This is a genomic window from Streptomyces sp. NPDC026515, assembly GCF_055567595.1.
Genome location: NZ_JBVHQD010000014.1, coordinates 117,203 through 132,035 on the forward strand (window position 1 = coordinate 117,203; position 14,833 = coordinate 132,035).

The 14,833-nt window shown below is 71.0% G+C and carries 15 protein-coding genes; 7 read left to right on the forward strand and 8 right to left on the reverse strand.

Going from position 1 to position 14,833, the window contains the following annotated elements; genetic code table 11:
* Positions 1-18 precede the first annotated feature (18 nt).
* Complete coding sequence (locus tag ACZ4O3_RS27935; protein WP_362719701.1) at positions 19-807, forward strand: S16 family serine protease; 789 nt, start codon at positions 19-21, stop codon at positions 805-807.
* A 69-nt stretch (positions 808-876) separates the two neighbouring features.
* Here the strand turns inward: ACZ4O3_RS27935 and ACZ4O3_RS27940 are convergent, their stop codons facing one another.
* From ACZ4O3_RS27940 to ACZ4O3_RS27960, 5 genes are all read right to left on the reverse strand, one after another.
* Positions 877-1,047 carry a hypothetical protein gene (locus tag ACZ4O3_RS27940; RefSeq protein ID WP_362719698.1) on the reverse strand — a complete coding sequence of 57 codons (171 nt, stop codon included), beginning with the start codon at positions 1,045-1,047 and terminating at the stop codon, positions 877-879.
* A gap of 10 nt (positions 1,048-1,057) precedes the next feature.
* Positions 1,058-1,642: an ArsR/SmtB family transcription factor gene (locus ACZ4O3_RS27945; RefSeq protein ID WP_362719696.1), complete on the reverse strand. Its 585-nt coding sequence runs from the start codon at positions 1,640-1,642 to the stop codon at positions 1,058-1,060.
* Positions 1,643-1,735: 93 nt separating this feature from the next.
* Positions 1,736-2,632: a glycine betaine ABC transporter substrate-binding protein gene (locus tag ACZ4O3_RS27950; RefSeq protein ID WP_384988828.1), complete on the reverse strand. Its 897-nt coding sequence runs from the start codon at positions 2,630-2,632 to the stop codon at positions 1,736-1,738.
* 62 nt (positions 2,633-2,694) lie between these two features.
* Complete coding sequence (locus ACZ4O3_RS27955) at positions 2,695-3,606, reverse strand: ABC transporter permease (RefSeq protein ID WP_467724830.1); 912 nt, start codon at positions 3,604-3,606, stop codon at positions 2,695-2,697.
* Positions 3,500-3,982 carry an Lrp/AsnC family transcriptional regulator gene (locus ACZ4O3_RS27960; RefSeq protein ID WP_362719693.1) on the reverse strand — a complete coding sequence of 161 codons (483 nt, stop codon included), beginning with the start codon at positions 3,980-3,982 and terminating at the stop codon, positions 3,500-3,502. The genes ACZ4O3_RS27955 and ACZ4O3_RS27960 overlap by 107 nt, the downstream gene beginning before the upstream one ends.
* Positions 3,983-4,103: 121 nt before the next feature.
* Between ACZ4O3_RS27960 and hppD the strand changes: the two genes are divergently transcribed.
* A complete protein-coding gene (gene hppD, locus ACZ4O3_RS27965; RefSeq protein ID WP_467724831.1) occupies positions 4,104-5,252 on the forward strand; it encodes a 4-hydroxyphenylpyruvate dioxygenase in 1,149 nt (382 codons plus the stop codon).
* Between the two features lie 66 nt (positions 5,253-5,318).
* Here hppD and ACZ4O3_RS27970 read toward each other — a convergent pair whose 3' ends face one another.
* On the reverse strand, positions 5,319-6,827 hold the full coding sequence (locus ACZ4O3_RS27970; protein WP_467724833.1) for a tetratricopeptide repeat protein: 1,509 nt from the start codon (positions 6,825-6,827) through the stop codon (positions 5,319-5,321).
* Between the two features lie 92 nt (positions 6,828-6,919).
* Here ACZ4O3_RS27970 and ACZ4O3_RS27975 point away from each other — a divergent pair, with 92 nt between their 5' ends.
* Positions 6,920-8,326, forward strand: coding sequence for an FAD-binding oxidoreductase (locus tag ACZ4O3_RS27975; RefSeq protein ID WP_362730762.1), 1,407 nt, complete (start codon positions 6,920-6,922; stop codon positions 8,324-8,326).
* Positions 8,327-8,354: 28 nt separating this feature from the next.
* On the opposite strand, the gene ACZ4O3_RS27980 is transcribed toward ACZ4O3_RS27975, so the two are convergent.
* Positions 8,355-8,768, reverse strand: a complete 414-nt coding sequence (locus ACZ4O3_RS27980) for an SsgA family sporulation/cell division regulator (protein WP_362730765.1) — start codon at positions 8,766-8,768, stop codon at positions 8,355-8,357.
* 237 nt (positions 8,769-9,005) lie between these two features.
* Between ACZ4O3_RS27980 and ACZ4O3_RS27985 the strand changes: the two genes are divergently transcribed.
* Positions 9,006-10,340 carry an RDD family protein gene (locus ACZ4O3_RS27985; RefSeq protein WP_467724835.1) on the forward strand — a complete coding sequence of 445 codons (1,335 nt, stop codon included), beginning with the start codon at positions 9,006-9,008 and terminating at the stop codon, positions 10,338-10,340.
* 68 nt (positions 10,341-10,408) lie between these two features.
* Positions 10,409-11,119 carry an RDD family protein gene (locus tag ACZ4O3_RS27990; protein WP_467724837.1) on the forward strand — a complete coding sequence of 237 codons (711 nt, stop codon included), beginning with the start codon at positions 10,409-10,411 and terminating at the stop codon, positions 11,117-11,119.
* Between the two features lie 81 nt (positions 11,120-11,200).
* Here ACZ4O3_RS27990 and ACZ4O3_RS27995 read toward each other — a convergent pair whose 3' ends face one another.
* A complete protein-coding gene (locus ACZ4O3_RS27995; protein ID WP_362713341.1) occupies positions 11,201-11,494 on the reverse strand; it encodes a hypothetical protein in 294 nt (97 codons plus the stop codon).
* 424 nt (positions 11,495-11,918) lie between these two features.
* Here ACZ4O3_RS27995 and ACZ4O3_RS28000 point away from each other — a divergent pair, with 424 nt between their 5' ends.
* Both ACZ4O3_RS28000 and ACZ4O3_RS28005 read left to right on the forward strand, forming a co-directional pair.
* Positions 11,919-14,267, forward strand: coding sequence for an immune inhibitor A domain-containing protein (locus ACZ4O3_RS28000; protein ID WP_362713339.1), 2,349 nt, complete (start codon positions 11,919-11,921; stop codon positions 14,265-14,267).
* A gap of 121 nt (positions 14,268-14,388) precedes the next feature.
* The gene (locus ACZ4O3_RS28005) at positions 14,389-14,718 is read left to right on the forward strand and encodes a hypothetical protein (RefSeq protein WP_362713337.1); all 330 of its coding nucleotides are present in this window, start codon (positions 14,389-14,391) and stop codon (positions 14,716-14,718) included.
* Positions 14,719-14,833 lie beyond the last annotated feature (115 nt).

Genomic DNA, 14,833 nt, shown 5'->3' on the forward strand with positions numbered 1-14,833 from the left:
CCGCGTTAGATTGACTCCGTGCTCTCACGTCTCACGCGTCTCCAGGCCGTCGCCGTCTGTGCGGTTCCCGTCGTGGCTCTGATCGGTACGGCCGTCTTCGCGCCGTTGCCGTTCTCGGTGGCCCAGCCCGGGATGACGGCGAACGTGCTCGGCGACAACCAGGGCACCCCGGTGATCACCATCTCCGGGGCGCCCACCCGGACGACCGGGGGGCAGCTGCGGATGACGACGATCGAGGCGACCGGGCCGGAGACCCGGGTGTCGCTGGGCGACGTCATCGGCAACTGGTTCCGCACGGACCGGGCGGTGATGCCGCGCGACTCGGTGTATCCGAGCGGCGACAACGTCAAGGAGATCGAGCAGCACAACACCGAACAGATGGAGCAGTCGCAGGACGCGGCCACGCAGGCCGCGCTGAAGTACCTGAACCTCGGTGCCGACAAGGTCAAGGTGACCCTGAAGCTGGCGGACGTGGGCGGCCCGAGCGCGGGGCTGCTGTTCTCGCTCGGGATCGTCGACAAGCTGGACGGGGACGGGAGCGGGGGCGACCTCACCGGCGGGAGGAACATCGCCGGTACCGGAACCATCACCGCGGACGGGACCGTGGGGGCAGTGGGCGGGGTCGCGCTGAAGACGCAGGCCGCGCGGCGGGACGGGGCGACGGTCTTTCTGGTGCCGAAGGACGAGTGCGCCGATGCGAAGGCCGAGCTGCCGAAGGGGTTGCGGCTGGTGCCGGTGGCGACGCTCAAGGGGGCGGTGTCCGACCTGGTGGCGTTGGAGAAGGGAACGAAGGTTCCCAGCTGTTGAGTTCCGCGTGCGGGTGAGGGGTGGACCGGTCGCGCAGTTCTGCGCGCCCCTGACGGGGTGAAGGGGTGTCTATGCGGGCGTCGGCGCCGCCAGGCGCAGGCCGACTTCCACCAGGGTCCAGCCGAGGCGGGTGCGGAGTTCCTGCTTCGGGGGCGTGGCCGCGGCTGCCAGACGGTACGCGTCCGCCTGCGTGCGCAGGTGCGTCATCCGGTGCCGGGCGAGCTGGTTCTGCGTGTGCATGTCGTGCCTCTCAGTCCGTCTCGATGGGGAAGAGGTGCGTGTGGACGCGTACGTGCTCGGCGTCAGGGGCGTCCGCCGCGGGGGCCCGGTCCCGGTAGCCGTCGATCAGGTCGTGCATCCTGCCGATCAGTTCGGTCGCGAGCTCCGGTGTGAGCCGCAGGCTCATGTCGCTCATGTCGCTGGAGCGGGCCCAGGCCTGCGGCCACCGGTCGCGGGTGCCGAGCCAGGCGGACAGCTCGCGGGCATGACGTGCGGCGCCCTCCTGGAGGAACACCTCCGTCAGCCCCCGCACCTCGGGACTCGCGTCCTCGAAGTCGGCGCTGTCGAAGCGGAGGCCCTGGTCCACCGCCTGCCACCACCGCTCCCGGCCCTTGCCGCGCTCCGGGGCGTCCTCGACGAAGCCGTGCTCGGCGAGCTGGCGCAGGTGGTAGCTGGTCGCGCCGCTGGACTCGCCCAGCCGCTCGGCCAGTTGGGACGCGGTGGCGGGGCCGTGCTGCCGCAGGGCGTCCAGCAGCTGCATGCGCAGCGGGTGGGCGAGCCCGCGCAGTGATCGTGCGTCCAGCCGGCGCTGTCTCCGGTCCTCGTGCTCCGTCATGCGTACAAAGGTATCGATGCAAAGGATGCTTTGCAACCACTCTTTTGCATCGCCTTCCGTACCGGGTTCTCGGGAACCCCCGTGGACGTGCCGTTACTTGACGAATCCCTCCGCCTTCATCCAGTCCAGCGCCACCTGGTGCGGGTCCTCCCCGGCCACGTCCACCTTCGCGTTCAGTGTCTGGGCCACCGTGTTGTCCAGCTTCGCCGTCACCGGGTCCAGGACCGCCGCGATGGCCGGCCACTTCTTCAGGGCCTTGGTGTTGATCACGGGAGCCGCGTTGTAGTTGGGGAAGAACCTCCGGTCGTCCTGCATCACCACCAGGTTCATGGACCTGATGCGGCCGTCGGTCGTGAAGACCTCGCCGTAGGTGCAACTTCCCTTCTGCACCTGGGTGTAGATGATCCCGGTGTCCATCTGCGTGACGTTCCTGGCCGGCACGCTCATGCCGTACGCCTTCTCCATGCCGGGCAGACCGTCGGCGCGGTTGGCGAACTCGCCCTCCACGCACAGGGTCACCGCCCCGGGGTCCGATCTCGCCAGCGCGGCCACGTCCGACAGTGTCTTCGTGCCGTACTTCTCGAAGGCGGCCTGGTTCATGGCCAGTGCGTAGGTGTTGTCGAGCCGGGAGGGCGGGAGCCAGGTCAGGCCGTTGGCGAGGTCGGCGTCGTGGACCGCCTGCCACTGCCGCCGCGGGTCGGGGATGGGACGGCTGTTGCCCAGGTAGGTGATCCACGCGGTGCCCGTGTACTCGTACATCCCGTCGGCCTCACCGGACTTGACCGCCTCACGGGCCCCGACCGACCCCTGGATGCCGGTGCGGTCGAGGACCTGCGCGCCCGCCGCCTCGAAGGCGATGCCCATGATCGCGCCGAGGATCAGCTGTTCCGTGAACTCCTTGGAGGTGACGGTGAGATGGGCGCCCTTGAGGGGCTCACCGGCTCCGATCGAGCCCGGTGTCACGTCGTCGACCATCGGGGAGCCGCTCATCAGACCGCAGCCGGCGGCCGGCAGCAGGGCCAGCAGCAGCGCCAGCGGCACACAGGGCGTTCTCACCGGCCCACCTCCAGACCCCGCGGCCGGAGCAGGATCTCCGCCAGTGAGGCCAGCCAGTCCACCAGCAGGGCCAGGGCCACCGTCAGGACCGAGCCGAGGACCAGCACCGGCATGCGCTGGTTGGTGATGCCGGTGGTGATCAGTACGCCCAGGCCGCCACCCCCGCCGAAGGTGGCCAGCGTCGCCGTGCCGACGTTGAGGACCAGGGCCGTACGCACGCCCGCGAGGATCAGCGGGACGGCCAGCGGCAGCTCCACCTTCCGCAGCACGCCCAGCGGGGACATGCCGATGCCGCGCGCCGCCTCCAGGAGCGTCGGGTCGTTCGCCCTCAGGCCCGCGATGGTGTTGGACAGGACCGGGAGGATCGCGTAGACGATGATGCCGATCAGGGCCGGCCTCTCGCCGACGCCCAGCCAGACGACCAGCAGGGCCAGCAGGCCGATCGCCGGGGTCGCCTGGCCCATGTTGGCGAAGGCCATCGCCACCGGGGTGACCTTCCGGAAGGCCCTGCGGGTCAGCAGGATGCCCAGCGGGATCGCGATGATCAGCACGAAGAACGTCGAGATCGCGGTCAGTTTCACCTGTTGCCACAGGCACGTGGAGACCTGGCCGTGGGAGAGGGCGTTCGCGGAGATCGTGTCCAGGTGGGCCTGCTGGAACCACAGCCAGGTGGCCAGCAGCAGCGCCACCAGGAACGCCGGCAGGAACGTCAGCTTCCGCCAGGTGACGCGGCGGGCCGGCGGCCCCTGCCGCGGCGGCGGGGCCTCCCGCTCCGCCTCGCCCCCGCCCTCGTCCGGACGGTCAGGTCGTCCCTTCGCTGTCCGTCGCGGCCTGTTCCACCAGCGGGATGATCCGCAGCGGAACGGGGTTCTCCATGACGATCGCCGTGGAGGCCCGGACAATGCCATCAAAACCGACGACCCGGTCGATCACCCGCTGGAGGTCGGCGTTGGAGCGGGCCACCAGCCGGCACAGCATGTCCCCGGTGCCCGTGGTGGTGAGCAGTTCCAGCACTTCCGGCACGGTCGCCAAGTGGGCCCGTACGTCCGGGCCTTGGCCCTGCCTGATCTGCAGCGTGGCGAACGCGGTGACCGGGTAGCCGAGGGCCGCCGGGTCCACCTGCGGGCCGAATCCCTGGATCACTCCATTCGACTGAAGCCGGTCGAGACGCGCCTGCACGGTGCCGCGCGCCACCCCCAGCCGGCGGGACATCTCCAGCACACCGATCCGCGGCTCCTGGGCCAGCAGCACCAGGATCCGCCCGTCAAGATGATCGATCGCCATACCCGCCTCCGGATGGTCATCCTGCACAGAAAGTCCGGCGGTACGGCCGTACCGCTGAACATATTGCCCACTCGAAACCGGAACTATTGCGCACCTTGTGTGCCAGGGCCACCCTTCGACCATGACGCAGACCACACAGCACACTCCCGACACGACCACCCGGCAGGACGACCCCTTCCCGGTCAAGGGAATGGACGCGGTCGTCTTCGCCGTCGGCAACGCCAAGCAGGCGGCGCACTACTACTCCAGCGCCTTCGGCATGCGGCTGGTCGCCTACTCCGGACCGGAGAACGGCAGCCGGGAGACCGCGAGCTACGTCCTGGAGAACGGCTCGGCGCGGTTCGTCCTCACCTCCGTCGTCCGGCCGGAGACCGAGTGGGGCACCTTCCTGTCCCGGCACGTCGCCGAGCACGGCGACGGCGTCGTGGACCTGGCCATCGAGGTCCCCGACGCGCGGGCCGCGTTCGCGTACGCCGTCGAGCACGGCGCCCGGCCGCTGGCCGAGCCGTACGAACTCAAGGACGAGCACGGCACCGTCGTCCTCGCCGCGATCGCCACGTACGGCGAGACCCGCCACACCCTGGTCGAGCGGACCGGCTACGACGGCCCGTACCTGCCGGGCTTCGTCGCCGCGTCCCCGATCGTCGAGCCGCCCGCCCGCCGTACCTTCCAGGCCGTCGACCACTGCGTCGGCAACGTCGAACTCGGCCGCATGAACGAGTGGGTCGGCTTCTACAACAAGGTCATGGGCTTCACGAACATGAAGGAGTTCGTGGGCGACGACATCGCCACCGAGTACAGCGCGCTGATGTCCAAGGTCGTCGCCGACGGCACCCTCAAGGTCAAGTTCCCGATCAACGAGCCCGCCGTCGCGAAGAAGAAGTCCCAGATCGACGAGTACCTGGAGTTCTACGGCGGGGCGGGCGTCCAGCACATCGCGCTGAACACCAACGACATCGTCGAGACGGTACGGACCATGAGCGCGGCCGGCGTCGAGTTCCTCGACACCCCCGACTCCTACTACGACACCCTCGGTGAGTGGGTCGGCGACACCCGGGTGCCCCTCGGCACCCTGCGCGAACTGAAGATCCTCGCCGACCGGGACGAGGACGGCTACCTGCTGCAGATCTTCACCAAGCCGGTCCAGGACCGCCCGACGGTCTTCTTCGAGATCATCGAACGTCACGGCTCCATGGGCTTCGGCAAGGGCAACTTCAAGGCCCTCTTCGAGGCGATCGAGCGCGAGCAGGAGCGCCGCGGCAACCTGTGAGCCGACGGACCGCCGAGGCGGTGGCCCGCCGCCACGGCGGGCCACCGGCCGACGGCCGGCGGCCGGTCACTGCGGGGCCTCCTCGTCCGGCGGCTGGTCGCCCAGGGTGCTCAGGGTCGCCCGCGCCACCGGGGCCTGCAAAGGGGAGAAGTACGGGTTGATGCGCAGGGCGTCCTGGAGATGGCGACGGGCCGAGGCGTCCAGCTCCAGATCACGTTCGATCATGCCCCGGTGGAAGGCGTAGGACGCGCTGCGGACCCCGCCGCCCTTCGTCGAGTCCGTCGCGATCGAGGCGTAGCGCAGCGCCTCCTTGTCGTCGCCGGCCCGGTGCAGCGCCCACCCGAGCGCGTCCGCGACCTCGATGCCCGGCTGCCGGTCCCACTCGGCCGACAGCCGCTGCACCCCCTCCTGGGCGTCCCCGTGGTCCGCCTCGTACCGCCCGACCAGCAACTCGTCGTCGACCCCGGCGTCCGCCTCCCGCCGCACCCGCGTCTGCATCAGCGCGTACTGCGCCTCCGCCTGCTGTCCCATCCCCAGCGACTCGTACAGCTCGGCCAGTTCCAGGGTGACGTCCGGAGCCGGCCGGTGTCCGAGCGCCCCCTGGTACGCGGTCAGCGCCTCCTGGGTGCGGCCCAGCGCGGCCAGCGCCCGGCCCTGCCCGGCCCGCGCCGCGGGCTGGTCGGGGTCCAGGCGCACCGCCGCCGTGAAGTGCCGCAGCGCGTCGTCGCGCTCTCCCCGCTCGAAGGCCAGCTGCCCGGCCTGGGTCAGGTACGCGGCCTGCTCGGCGGGGGTACCGGCGGCCGCCGCCGCGTCCGTCACCTGCGCCACCGCGTCCTCCCGCCAGCCCCGGTCCCGGTACACGGCCGAGGCCCGGGCCATCACGGCGGGCTTCGCGGCCGCTCCGGGCTTCAGGGCCATCAGCTTGTCGAGCGCGGACCTGGCCGCCTTGTAGTCGCCGAGCCCGTCGTAGGCGTCGATCAGCACCGGATACGTCGACCACCGCTTGGGCGCCGCCTTCAGCGCCGCCTCGCCGAACTGCCTGGCCGTCGCGAAGTCCCGGCGCGCGTTCGCCAGCGCGGCCAGAGCCGCCAGCGCGTCCGTGTTGCCCTTGGCCGCCGTCCGGAGAGAGGTCTGCAGCGCCCGCTCGGCCCGCGGATAGTCGGCGGTGTCGGCGGTCCGGCGCGCCCGCTCCACGTAGGCCGCTCCGAGCACCGCCCAGGCCCGCGCGTCCTTGGGCCGCGCCCGCACCCGGCTCTCCCGCGCGCCGATGAGCGAGGTGAGGTCGGGCAGCGCGGCGGGCAGGCCGTCGAGGACGGCCGTCTGCGTCGCAGCCTGGGCCGCCGCCTGTGCCTTCGCCTGGGCCGCCCCCTGGGCCCGGGACCCGGCCGCCGGGCGCGCGGCGGCGCCGCGCGGTGCCGGGTGCTGCGGCCACAGCAGCAGGACCGCGCCCGCCGCCGCCCCGCCCGCCAGCGAGCCGACCAGCAGCCGCCGCAGCACCCTGCGGCGGCGCGGCGGCTGCGGCTCCGTGAGCAGCGAGGCGGCGGGCCCTGACGGTCGGTTATCGAGCGAGCACATGCCGGACACTGTGCGTCAATACGACGACCGCACCCCGGCGGCCCAAGGAGGGCACCGGTGGGGTTCACACCGATGGCCCCGGGTGCGACGCTGTGATCATGAGCCGAATCGAAGCCCCCCGGGACGAGACCACCGGCAACCTCACCGACCGGCTCCTTGCGGGTCTGCCGGCCGACGCGGTCCTCGTGGACCCCGACGTGACCAGCTCCTACGCCAACGACATGGCGAGCTTCTGCCCTGCCGGCGCCCCGGCCGTCGTCGTACTGCCGCGCACGGTCGAGCAGGTTCAGCACGTCCTGCGCACCGCCACCGAGCTGCGGGTCCCGGTCGTCCCGCAGGGCGCCCGCACCGGCCTGTCCGGCGGCGCCAACGCCACCGACGGCTGCATCGTGCTGTCCCTGACCAGGATGGACCGCATCCTGGAGATCTCGCCGGTCGACCGGATCGCCGTGGTCGAGCCCGGCGTCGTCAACGCCACCCTCTCCCGCGCGGTCGAGGAGCACGGCCTCTCCTACCCGCCGGACCCCTCCAGCTGGGAGATGTGCACGATCGGCGGCAACATCGGCACGGCCTCGGGCGGGCTGTGCTGCGTGAAGTACGGGGTGACCGCCGAGTACGTCCTCGGCCTGGACGTCGTCCTCGCCGACGGACGGCTGCTGTCCACCGGCCGGCGCACCGCCAAGGGCGTCGCCGGATACGACCTGACCCGGCTGTTCGTCGGTTCCGAGGGCTCGCTCGGTGTCGTCGTACGGGCCGTGCTGGCCCTGAAGCCCAAGCCGCCGCAGCAGCTGGTGCTGGCCGCCGAGTTCGGCTCCGCGGCCGCCGCCTGCGACGCGGTGTGCCGGATCATGGCGGGCGGGCACATACCGTCCCTCCTCGAACTGATGGACCGTACGACCGTGAAAGCGGTCAACGAACTCACCCACATGGGCCTGCCGGAGTCGACCGAGGCGCTGCTCCTGGCCGCCTTCGACACCCCGGACCCGGCCGCCGACCTCGCCGCGCTCGGCGCGCTCTGCGAGGAGGCGGGCGCCACCCAGGTGGTCCCCGCCGACGACGCGGCCGAGTCCGAACTCCTCCTCCAGGCCCGGCGGACCTCGCTGGTCGCGCTGGAAGCCGTCAAGGGCACCACGATGATCGACGACGTGTGCGTGCCCCGCTCCCGGCTCGGCGACCTGATCGAAGGGGTCGAGCGCATCGCGGAGAAACACCGGCTGACCATCGGGGTGGTCGCCCACGCGGGCGACGGCAACACGCATCCCACGGTCTGCTTCGACGCGCGGGACCCCGACGAGTGCCGCCGCGCCCGCGAGTCCTTCGACGAGATCATGGCCCTCGGACTCGAGCTCGGCGGCACCATCACCGGCGAACACGGCGTCGGGGTCCTGAAGAAGGAGTGGCTGGCCCGGGAGATCGGGCCGGTGGGCGTGGAGATGCAGCGGGCCGTGAAGGACGCCTTCGACCCGCTGGGCCTCCTCAACCCCGGCAAGCTGTTCTAGAACGGTCATCCGCCATCCGTCACAGCGTTCACCGGGCGAGCAACTGGTCGAGCGCGTCGTCGATCCCGAGCCGCCCGCCTTCGGTCCCCGGCGGCACCACCCGCAGCGTCCGCTCCAGCCAGGCGGACACCTGGGGGACCGGTGCCTCCAGCAGGGCGTCCCCGTCGGGTGAACTCAGCGCCATCAGCACGACACTGCGGCCCTCCGCCTTCGTCGTCCACACCCGCACGTCGCCGTGCCCGCACGGGCGGAACACCCCCTCCACCAGAAGGTCGCGGGCGAAGGTCCAGTGGACCGGGGAGTCCGAGGTGACGTGGAAGCTGACATGGACGGCGTACGGGTCGTCGGAGCGGTAGAGGAGCCGTGCCGGGACCGGGATACTCCGCTCGGGGGACAGGATGAGCCGCAGCTCCAGTTCGCGCTCCACCACGGTGTGTTGCATGACGTTCGTTCCTCTCCGTCGGTCGTGCGGGCGCCGGTGGGCGGCCCCGTACGAGGGAGAGGAGCGGGAGCCGCTCGCATTACGCGGGTTCCGGGAGATTTTTTTCCACCGTGCCGGAGGGGTGCACAGGAATGCCCGGAAAGGGGCGGGTCCTGCGGGACTGGCGGTGGTGGGCACGCGCGTCTGATAGATGTGGAGCCTCCCACACGACCCCCGAGCAGATACGGGATGACGGACATGACCGCCCCAACCCCGGCACCCGGTGACGAACGGCCCCGCGAGGGCTACTACCCGGACCCGTCCATCCCCGGCTACGTCCGCTACTGGAACGGCGCCGCGTGGGTGCCGGGCACCAGCCGTCCGGCGCCGTCCGGCGGCGAGCAGCTCGCACCGCCGCCCGGTTCCCGCCCCGCTACCCCCGTGGTGGAGGAGACCGGCCCGCACTTCTTCGACGAGGACCCGCAGCAGGGTGCCTCCGACTGGACGGCCGAGGGGCGTGCCTGGGGCACCGACCCCCGGGCTGCGGCGGGTTCGCCGCCGCAGCCCGACGGCCGGTCGTCCCACACGGACGGCTCGGCGACGATCCCGCCGACGGACCAGGGGGACGTCGACTCCGGCGGCACGTTCATCTTCCGCAGGCCGACGCCGGGCCCCGCGGGCACCCCGCCGGCCGACCGGCCGCCGGTGGACGAGGGCACGATGACCTTCCGCGCGGTCCGCGCCGACAACCCCCCGAACGCAGGGGCCCCGGCGGGCGGTCCGGGCCCCGGCGCGGCGGGTCCGGGCGGGTTCGGCGCGCAGGGCCCGGCCGGTGCTCCCGGTGGCGGCCGCCCCGGCTTCGGCGCCGGGAAGGCCGCCGCGGAACGGGCCGCGGCCCCCGCTCCGGGCGCGTCCCAGGCCGTTGCTCCCGCCGTACCCCCGCAGGCCGCCGGGTCCCAGCCCGGGACCGGCGCCCCGATGACCTCCGGGCCCGGCGGGGGGCAGTCCTCCTGGGCGCAGCAGGTGCACCGGCTCGCGGGTGAGCAGCAGGCCGCGCCCTGGAAGCCGCCGGTGGAGGACGTCTTCCAGGCGGCCGCCCGGCGGCAGGCGGCGGCCCGTCCCGCCGGGCTCGGCAAGCGGTTCGCCGCGCGGCTCGTCGACAACCTGGTGGTCGGCGTGGTGACCGCCGCGGCCGCCGTTCCGTTCGGCACCCGGGCGGCCGACCACGTGCAGGACAAGATCGACGCGGCCAAGCTCTCCGGCCGTACCGAGACCGTCTGGCTGCTCGACGGCACGACCGGCCTGTACCTCGGCGTCGTGCTCGCCGTCCTGCTCCTCGCCGGCCTCCTCTACGAGGTGCTGCCCACCGCCAAGTGGGGCCGCACGCTCGGCAAGAAGCTGTTCGCCCTGGAGGTACGGGACATCGAGGGCCACGAGCCCCCGGCCTTCGGCGCCGCGCTGCGCCGCTGGCTGGTGTACACCGTGCCCGGTCTGCTCGGCATCGGGATCGTCGGCGTGGCCTGGTGCCTGTTCGACCGGCCCTGGCGCCAGTGCTGGCACGACAAGGCGGCGCACACCTTCGTCGCCGGCTGACGGTGCGTCCTACCCCGTACGGCCCCGCGCCGGATGCGGTCGGGGCGGCTTCGCGGTCCACTCGGGCCATGAGCACCGAACCGCCCCCGGGCTCCGGACAGCCGCCGGAGGACGACCCGTTCAGGAAGCAGCCCCCGTCCGGCCCGCCGGACGGGGGCCGGGGGCCGGGCTCGCCGTACGACACCCCGTACGGCGGCGCTCAGCCCCCGCCGCCCTCCTCCGGCGGCGGCGGCCCCTACGGAGCGGGCGGTGGCGGCCCCTACGGCGGCGCGGGCGGCGGCCCCTACGGCGGTGGTGCCGGCGGCTATCCCGCCGATCCGCTCGCCGGGATGCCGCCGCTCGCCGACAGCGGCCGGCGCACCCTGGCCCGGATCATCGACATGGTCCTGGTGCTCATCGTGGTCTGGCTGCTCACCTGGGCCTTCGGGGTGCGCGAGTACGAGGTGAACGGCGACAAGATGGAGGTCGGCAAGTCCTTCGCGCAGTCGCTGGTCGCCGCCGTCCTGTTCATCGGGTACGACACCCTGATGACCGCCAAGGCGGGGCGGACCCTCGGCAAGAAGTGGCTCGGCATGCGGGTCGCCGACCTGGCCGACGGCGCCACGCCCTCGGCCCAGACCTCGCTGGTGCGGGCCCTGGTGCTGTGGCTGCCGTTCGCCTTCTGCTGCGCCTGTGTGTGGACGGTCATCTGCGGTGGCTGGAGCTACTTCGACAAGCCGTACAAGCAGGGCCTGCACGACAAGGCCGCGAAGACGGTCGTGGTGAGTACGAGGAACTGACACCGGGGGCGCACAAGCAGTCGGCGGGTCCGTCAGTCTCACGGACCCGCCGACTTTCCGGTGCTTCTCGGGTGTACGGCGTCAGGGCGCGGAGTGCTCCCGGACGGACTCGGCCGCGGTGGCGGCCACGGTCTCCCGGTGCAGGGGCACCCGCACCTCGGGTGATGCGATCGGGGCGGGCTCGGACTGTGCGACCGCGTGCGGCCGGGGGAGCGGAACCGTCATGGCGACCAGCAGTCCCAGACCGAGCGCCGCGAGCGCGATGACCGCGATCCCGATGCCCGAACTCGTCTGTGACAGCAGCAGCATGGCGAGCGTCGAGCAGATCACGGTGCACGAACCGTAGACGAGCTGTGCCGGGGTCGGACGAGGCATGGCAATCGTGTCCTCGGAAGATGTGGGGGTGAGACGGGGAGCCGGCCTTGCTTTCCACCGGCGTCCTGGCGTTCCACCGTTCGACTCTATTCGCGTGCATGCCCGAGCGGAACGTCCGGTAAGCGTGACCTAACCCACGGTACCGGTGCACAGGGGGCGCACGGTCGCATGGCATACGGCAACCCGGGGCATATGCGCGCCGGTTGAGCGAGGTCCGTCAGGGGTCGACCGGTACCACGGCGTCCGTAAAGCGAACTTCCTCTCCGCATAGTGCAGTTGAACTGTCCAAGTCAAGGTCTGTCTTTTCTCGTAAACCAGTAGTCAAATGACGTCACTTGAATCGACGCGTTGAACGTGCGCGCACGGATCCTTCCATGAATCCGGACCCCCCTTCCGTGTGCGCGGACGCGGGGGAGGACCTCAAGTGACCAGTAGATCTTGGACGTTGAGAGCGCTCGCCATCGGGGTGACACTCGCGACGGCGTCCGCGGGCTTCACCACCTTCGCGACGGCCCAGGCCGCGACGAAACCGGCGAGCTCCACCGTCGACCGGAAGGACCCGGCGACGAAGCAGGACGAACACGACCTCGACGGCCCCCTGAGCAAGACCCAGGAGGCCCAGCGGCAGGAAGCCCTCGACCAGGTCATATCCGGCAAGGCCCAGGTCAAGGAACGGGACGGCTCCAAGGTCGTCCAGCTCAAGGGCAAGAAGGGCGACAGCAAGTACGTCGAACTCGGCCGGGAGAAGACCGACAAGATCTTCACCATCCTGGTGGAGTTCGGCGACCAGAGTGACCCCCGCTACGGCGGCACGGTCGGACCGCTGCACAACCAGATAGCCGAGCCGGACCGCGCCAAGGACAACTCCACGGCCTGGCAGGCGGACTACAACCAGGCCCACTTCCAGGACCTCTACTTCGGCACCGGCAAGAAGACCGAGTCGCTGAAGAAGTACTACGAGAAGCAGTCCTCGGGCCGCTACTCCGTCGAGGGCGAGGTCACCGACTGGGTCAAGGTCCCCTACAACGAGGCCCGTTACGGCAACAACGCCTGCGGCTCCACCACCTGCTCCAGCGTCTGGAACCTGGTCCGCGACGGCCTGACGTCCTGGGTCGCCGGCCAGAAGGCCGCAGGCGAGTCCGACGCCGCCATCAAGGCCGACCTCGCCCAGTACGACCAGTGGGACCGCTACGACTACGACGGCGACGGCAACTTCAACGAGCCCGACGGCTACGTCGACCACTTCCAGATCGTGCACGCCGGTGAGGACGAGTCCGCGGGCGGCGGTGCCCAGGGCACCGACGCCATCTGGGCGCACCGCTGGTACGCCTTCGGCACGGACGCCGGCGCCACCGGTCCCGCGGGCAACAAGCTCGGCGGCACCCAGGTCGGTGACACCGGTATCTGGGTCGGCGACTACACCATGCAGCCGGAGAACGGCGGACTCGGCGTCTACGCCCACGAGTACGGCCACGACCTCGGTCTGCCCGACGAGTACGACACCAATGGCGGCGATAACTCCACCGGCTTCTGGACCCTGATGTCCTCCGGCTCCTGGCTGGGCACCGGCAAGAACGCGATCGGTGACCTGCCCGGCGACATGAACGCCTGGGACAAGCTCCAGCTCGGCTGGCTCAACTACGGCGTGGCCAAGGCCGGCACGAAGTCCTCGCACAAGCTGGGCGTGGCCGAGTACAACACCAAGGACAAGCAGGCCCTGGTGGTCTCGCTGCCCGACAAGGCGGTCACCACCACCGTCGTCGCCCCCGCCCAGGGCGCGACCCAGTGGTGGAGCGGCAGCGGTGACAACCTCAAGAACACGCTGACCCGTGACGTCGACCTGACCGGCAAGTCCTCGGCGGCGCTGAGCCTGGACGGCTGGTACGACATCGAGTCGGGCTACGACTACCTCTACGCCGAGGTGTCCACCGACGGCGGTGCCAACTGGACCGCCCTGGACGGCACGGCCGACGGCCAGGCCATCCCGCGCGACGGCAGCGACAAGCCGGCGCTCACCGGTTCGGTCGACGCCTACACCAAGCTGTCGTACCCGCTGAACGCCTACGCGGGCCAGAAGATCCAGCTGCGGTTCCGCTACCAGACCGACGGCGGGGTCGCCCTGAAGGGCTTCGCGGCGGACGAGATCACGGTGACCGCGGACGGCTCGGCCCTCTTCTCCGACAACGCGGAGTCGGCGGACCCGGCGTGGACGGCGTCCGGCTTCTCCCGCATCGGCGCGTCCTTCACCAAGGACTACGCGCAGTACTACATCGCGGAGAACCGCCAGTACGTGTCGTACGACAAGACCCTCAAGACCGGTCCGTACAACTTCGGCTTCTCGACGACCCGTCCGGACTGGGTGGAGCACTACCCCTACCAGAACGGCCTGTTGATCTGGAAGTGGGACACCTCCGAGGCGGACAACAACACCGGTGTCCACCCGGGCACCGGTCTGATCCTGCCGATCGACTCGCACCCGACGGCGCTGAAGTGGTCCAACGGCACGCTGATGCGCAACCGCATCCAGGCCTACGACTCGCCGTTCAGCCTCTACGCGAGCGACGGGATCACGCTCCACAGCGCGGACGTGGCGACCAAGATCAGGCAGTCGTCCGGGGTGTCGGTCTTCAACGACCACAAGAGCACCTACTACGACGCCTCGAACCCGACCGGCGGTGTCAAGATCACTGACACCAACACGAAGATCAACATCGTCACGGAGGCCAAGGACGGCTCGACGATGTCCCTCCAGGTCGGTCCTGCGGTGAAGTAACTCGCATCTTCGCAGGTCAGAGACGTATCGGCGGCGACCCCCTGGCGGGTCGCCGCCGATCGTGTTTAGGTGCGTCCTGTGGCTCTCTTATTGACACCGACTCGTACGGGGGTATGACCGCATGGCCGCAGGAGGGTTCTGCAAGCTGCCGAACGGCAGCGTGGTGGTGGCACTGAACCTGCCCAGCCCCGCCCCTGCCGGGGGCACCGCCGGGGTCCGGGTGCTGGTCCTCGCCCAGAACCGCGCCCGCGCCCTGACCAGGCTCCGCAACTTGGGCATGCGAGCCGTCTACCTGCGGGGCAACGCCGCCCCGCCGACCCCGGACGAGATCACGGCCGTCCTTCACCACCCCGACGGCCTCATATGGAGAACGGCCCCTGACAACGGTGTCACGGCGACGGAACTGTGGCATCCGATCAGATCCCTGCTACGAAGATCGGCAGTCGCATAACCGACCCACCACTGGCCCACGACCCCCAACCTCAGGGGCGCGGGGAACTGTGCGACCAGCCCTCACCGGGCGCGCGCCGGCCCACTGCGAGCCGGTGACCCTGCTCTGAGGGGCG

Coding starts and splice junctions, on each gene's coding strand:
- ACZ4O3_RS27940 (WP_362719698.1), bottom strand. CDS start 1,047: ATGCACACGCAGAACCAGCTCGCCCGGCACCGGATGACGCACCTGCGC.
- ACZ4O3_RS27945 (WP_362719696.1), bottom strand. CDS start 1,642: ATGACGGAGCACGAGGACCGGAGACAGCGCCGGCTGGACGCACGATCA.
- ACZ4O3_RS27950 (WP_384988828.1), bottom strand. CDS start 2,632: ATGAGCGGCTCCCCGATGGTCGACGACGTGACACCGGGCTCGATCGGA.
- ACZ4O3_RS27955 (WP_467724830.1), bottom strand. CDS start 3,606: ATGGCATTGTCCGGGCCTCCACGGCGATCGTCATGGAGAACCCCGTTC.
- ACZ4O3_RS27960 (WP_362719693.1), bottom strand. CDS start 3,982: ATGGCGATCGATCATCTTGACGGGCGGATCCTGGTGCTGCTGGCCCAG.
- hppD (WP_467724831.1), top strand. CDS start 4,104: ATGACGCAGACCACACAGCACACTCCCGACACGACCACCCGGCAGGAC.
- ACZ4O3_RS27970 (WP_467724833.1), bottom strand. CDS start 6,827: ATGTGCTCGCTCGATAACCGACCGTCAGGGCCCGCCGCCTCGCTGCTC.
- ACZ4O3_RS27980 (WP_362730765.1), bottom strand. CDS start 8,768: ATGCAACACACCGTGGTGGAGCGCGAACTGGAGCTGCGGCTCATCCTG.
- ACZ4O3_RS27985 (WP_467724835.1), top strand. CDS start 9,006: ATGACCGCCCCAACCCCGGCACCCGGTGACGAACGGCCCCGCGAGGGC.
- ACZ4O3_RS27990 (WP_467724837.1), top strand. CDS start 10,409: ATGAGCACCGAACCGCCCCCGGGCTCCGGACAGCCGCCGGAGGACGAC.
- ACZ4O3_RS27995 (WP_362713341.1), bottom strand. CDS start 11,494: ATGCCTCGTCCGACCCCGGCACAGCTCGTCTACGGTTCGTGCACCGTG.
- ACZ4O3_RS28005 (WP_362713337.1), top strand. CDS start 14,389: ATGGCCGCAGGAGGGTTCTGCAAGCTGCCGAACGGCAGCGTGGTGGTG.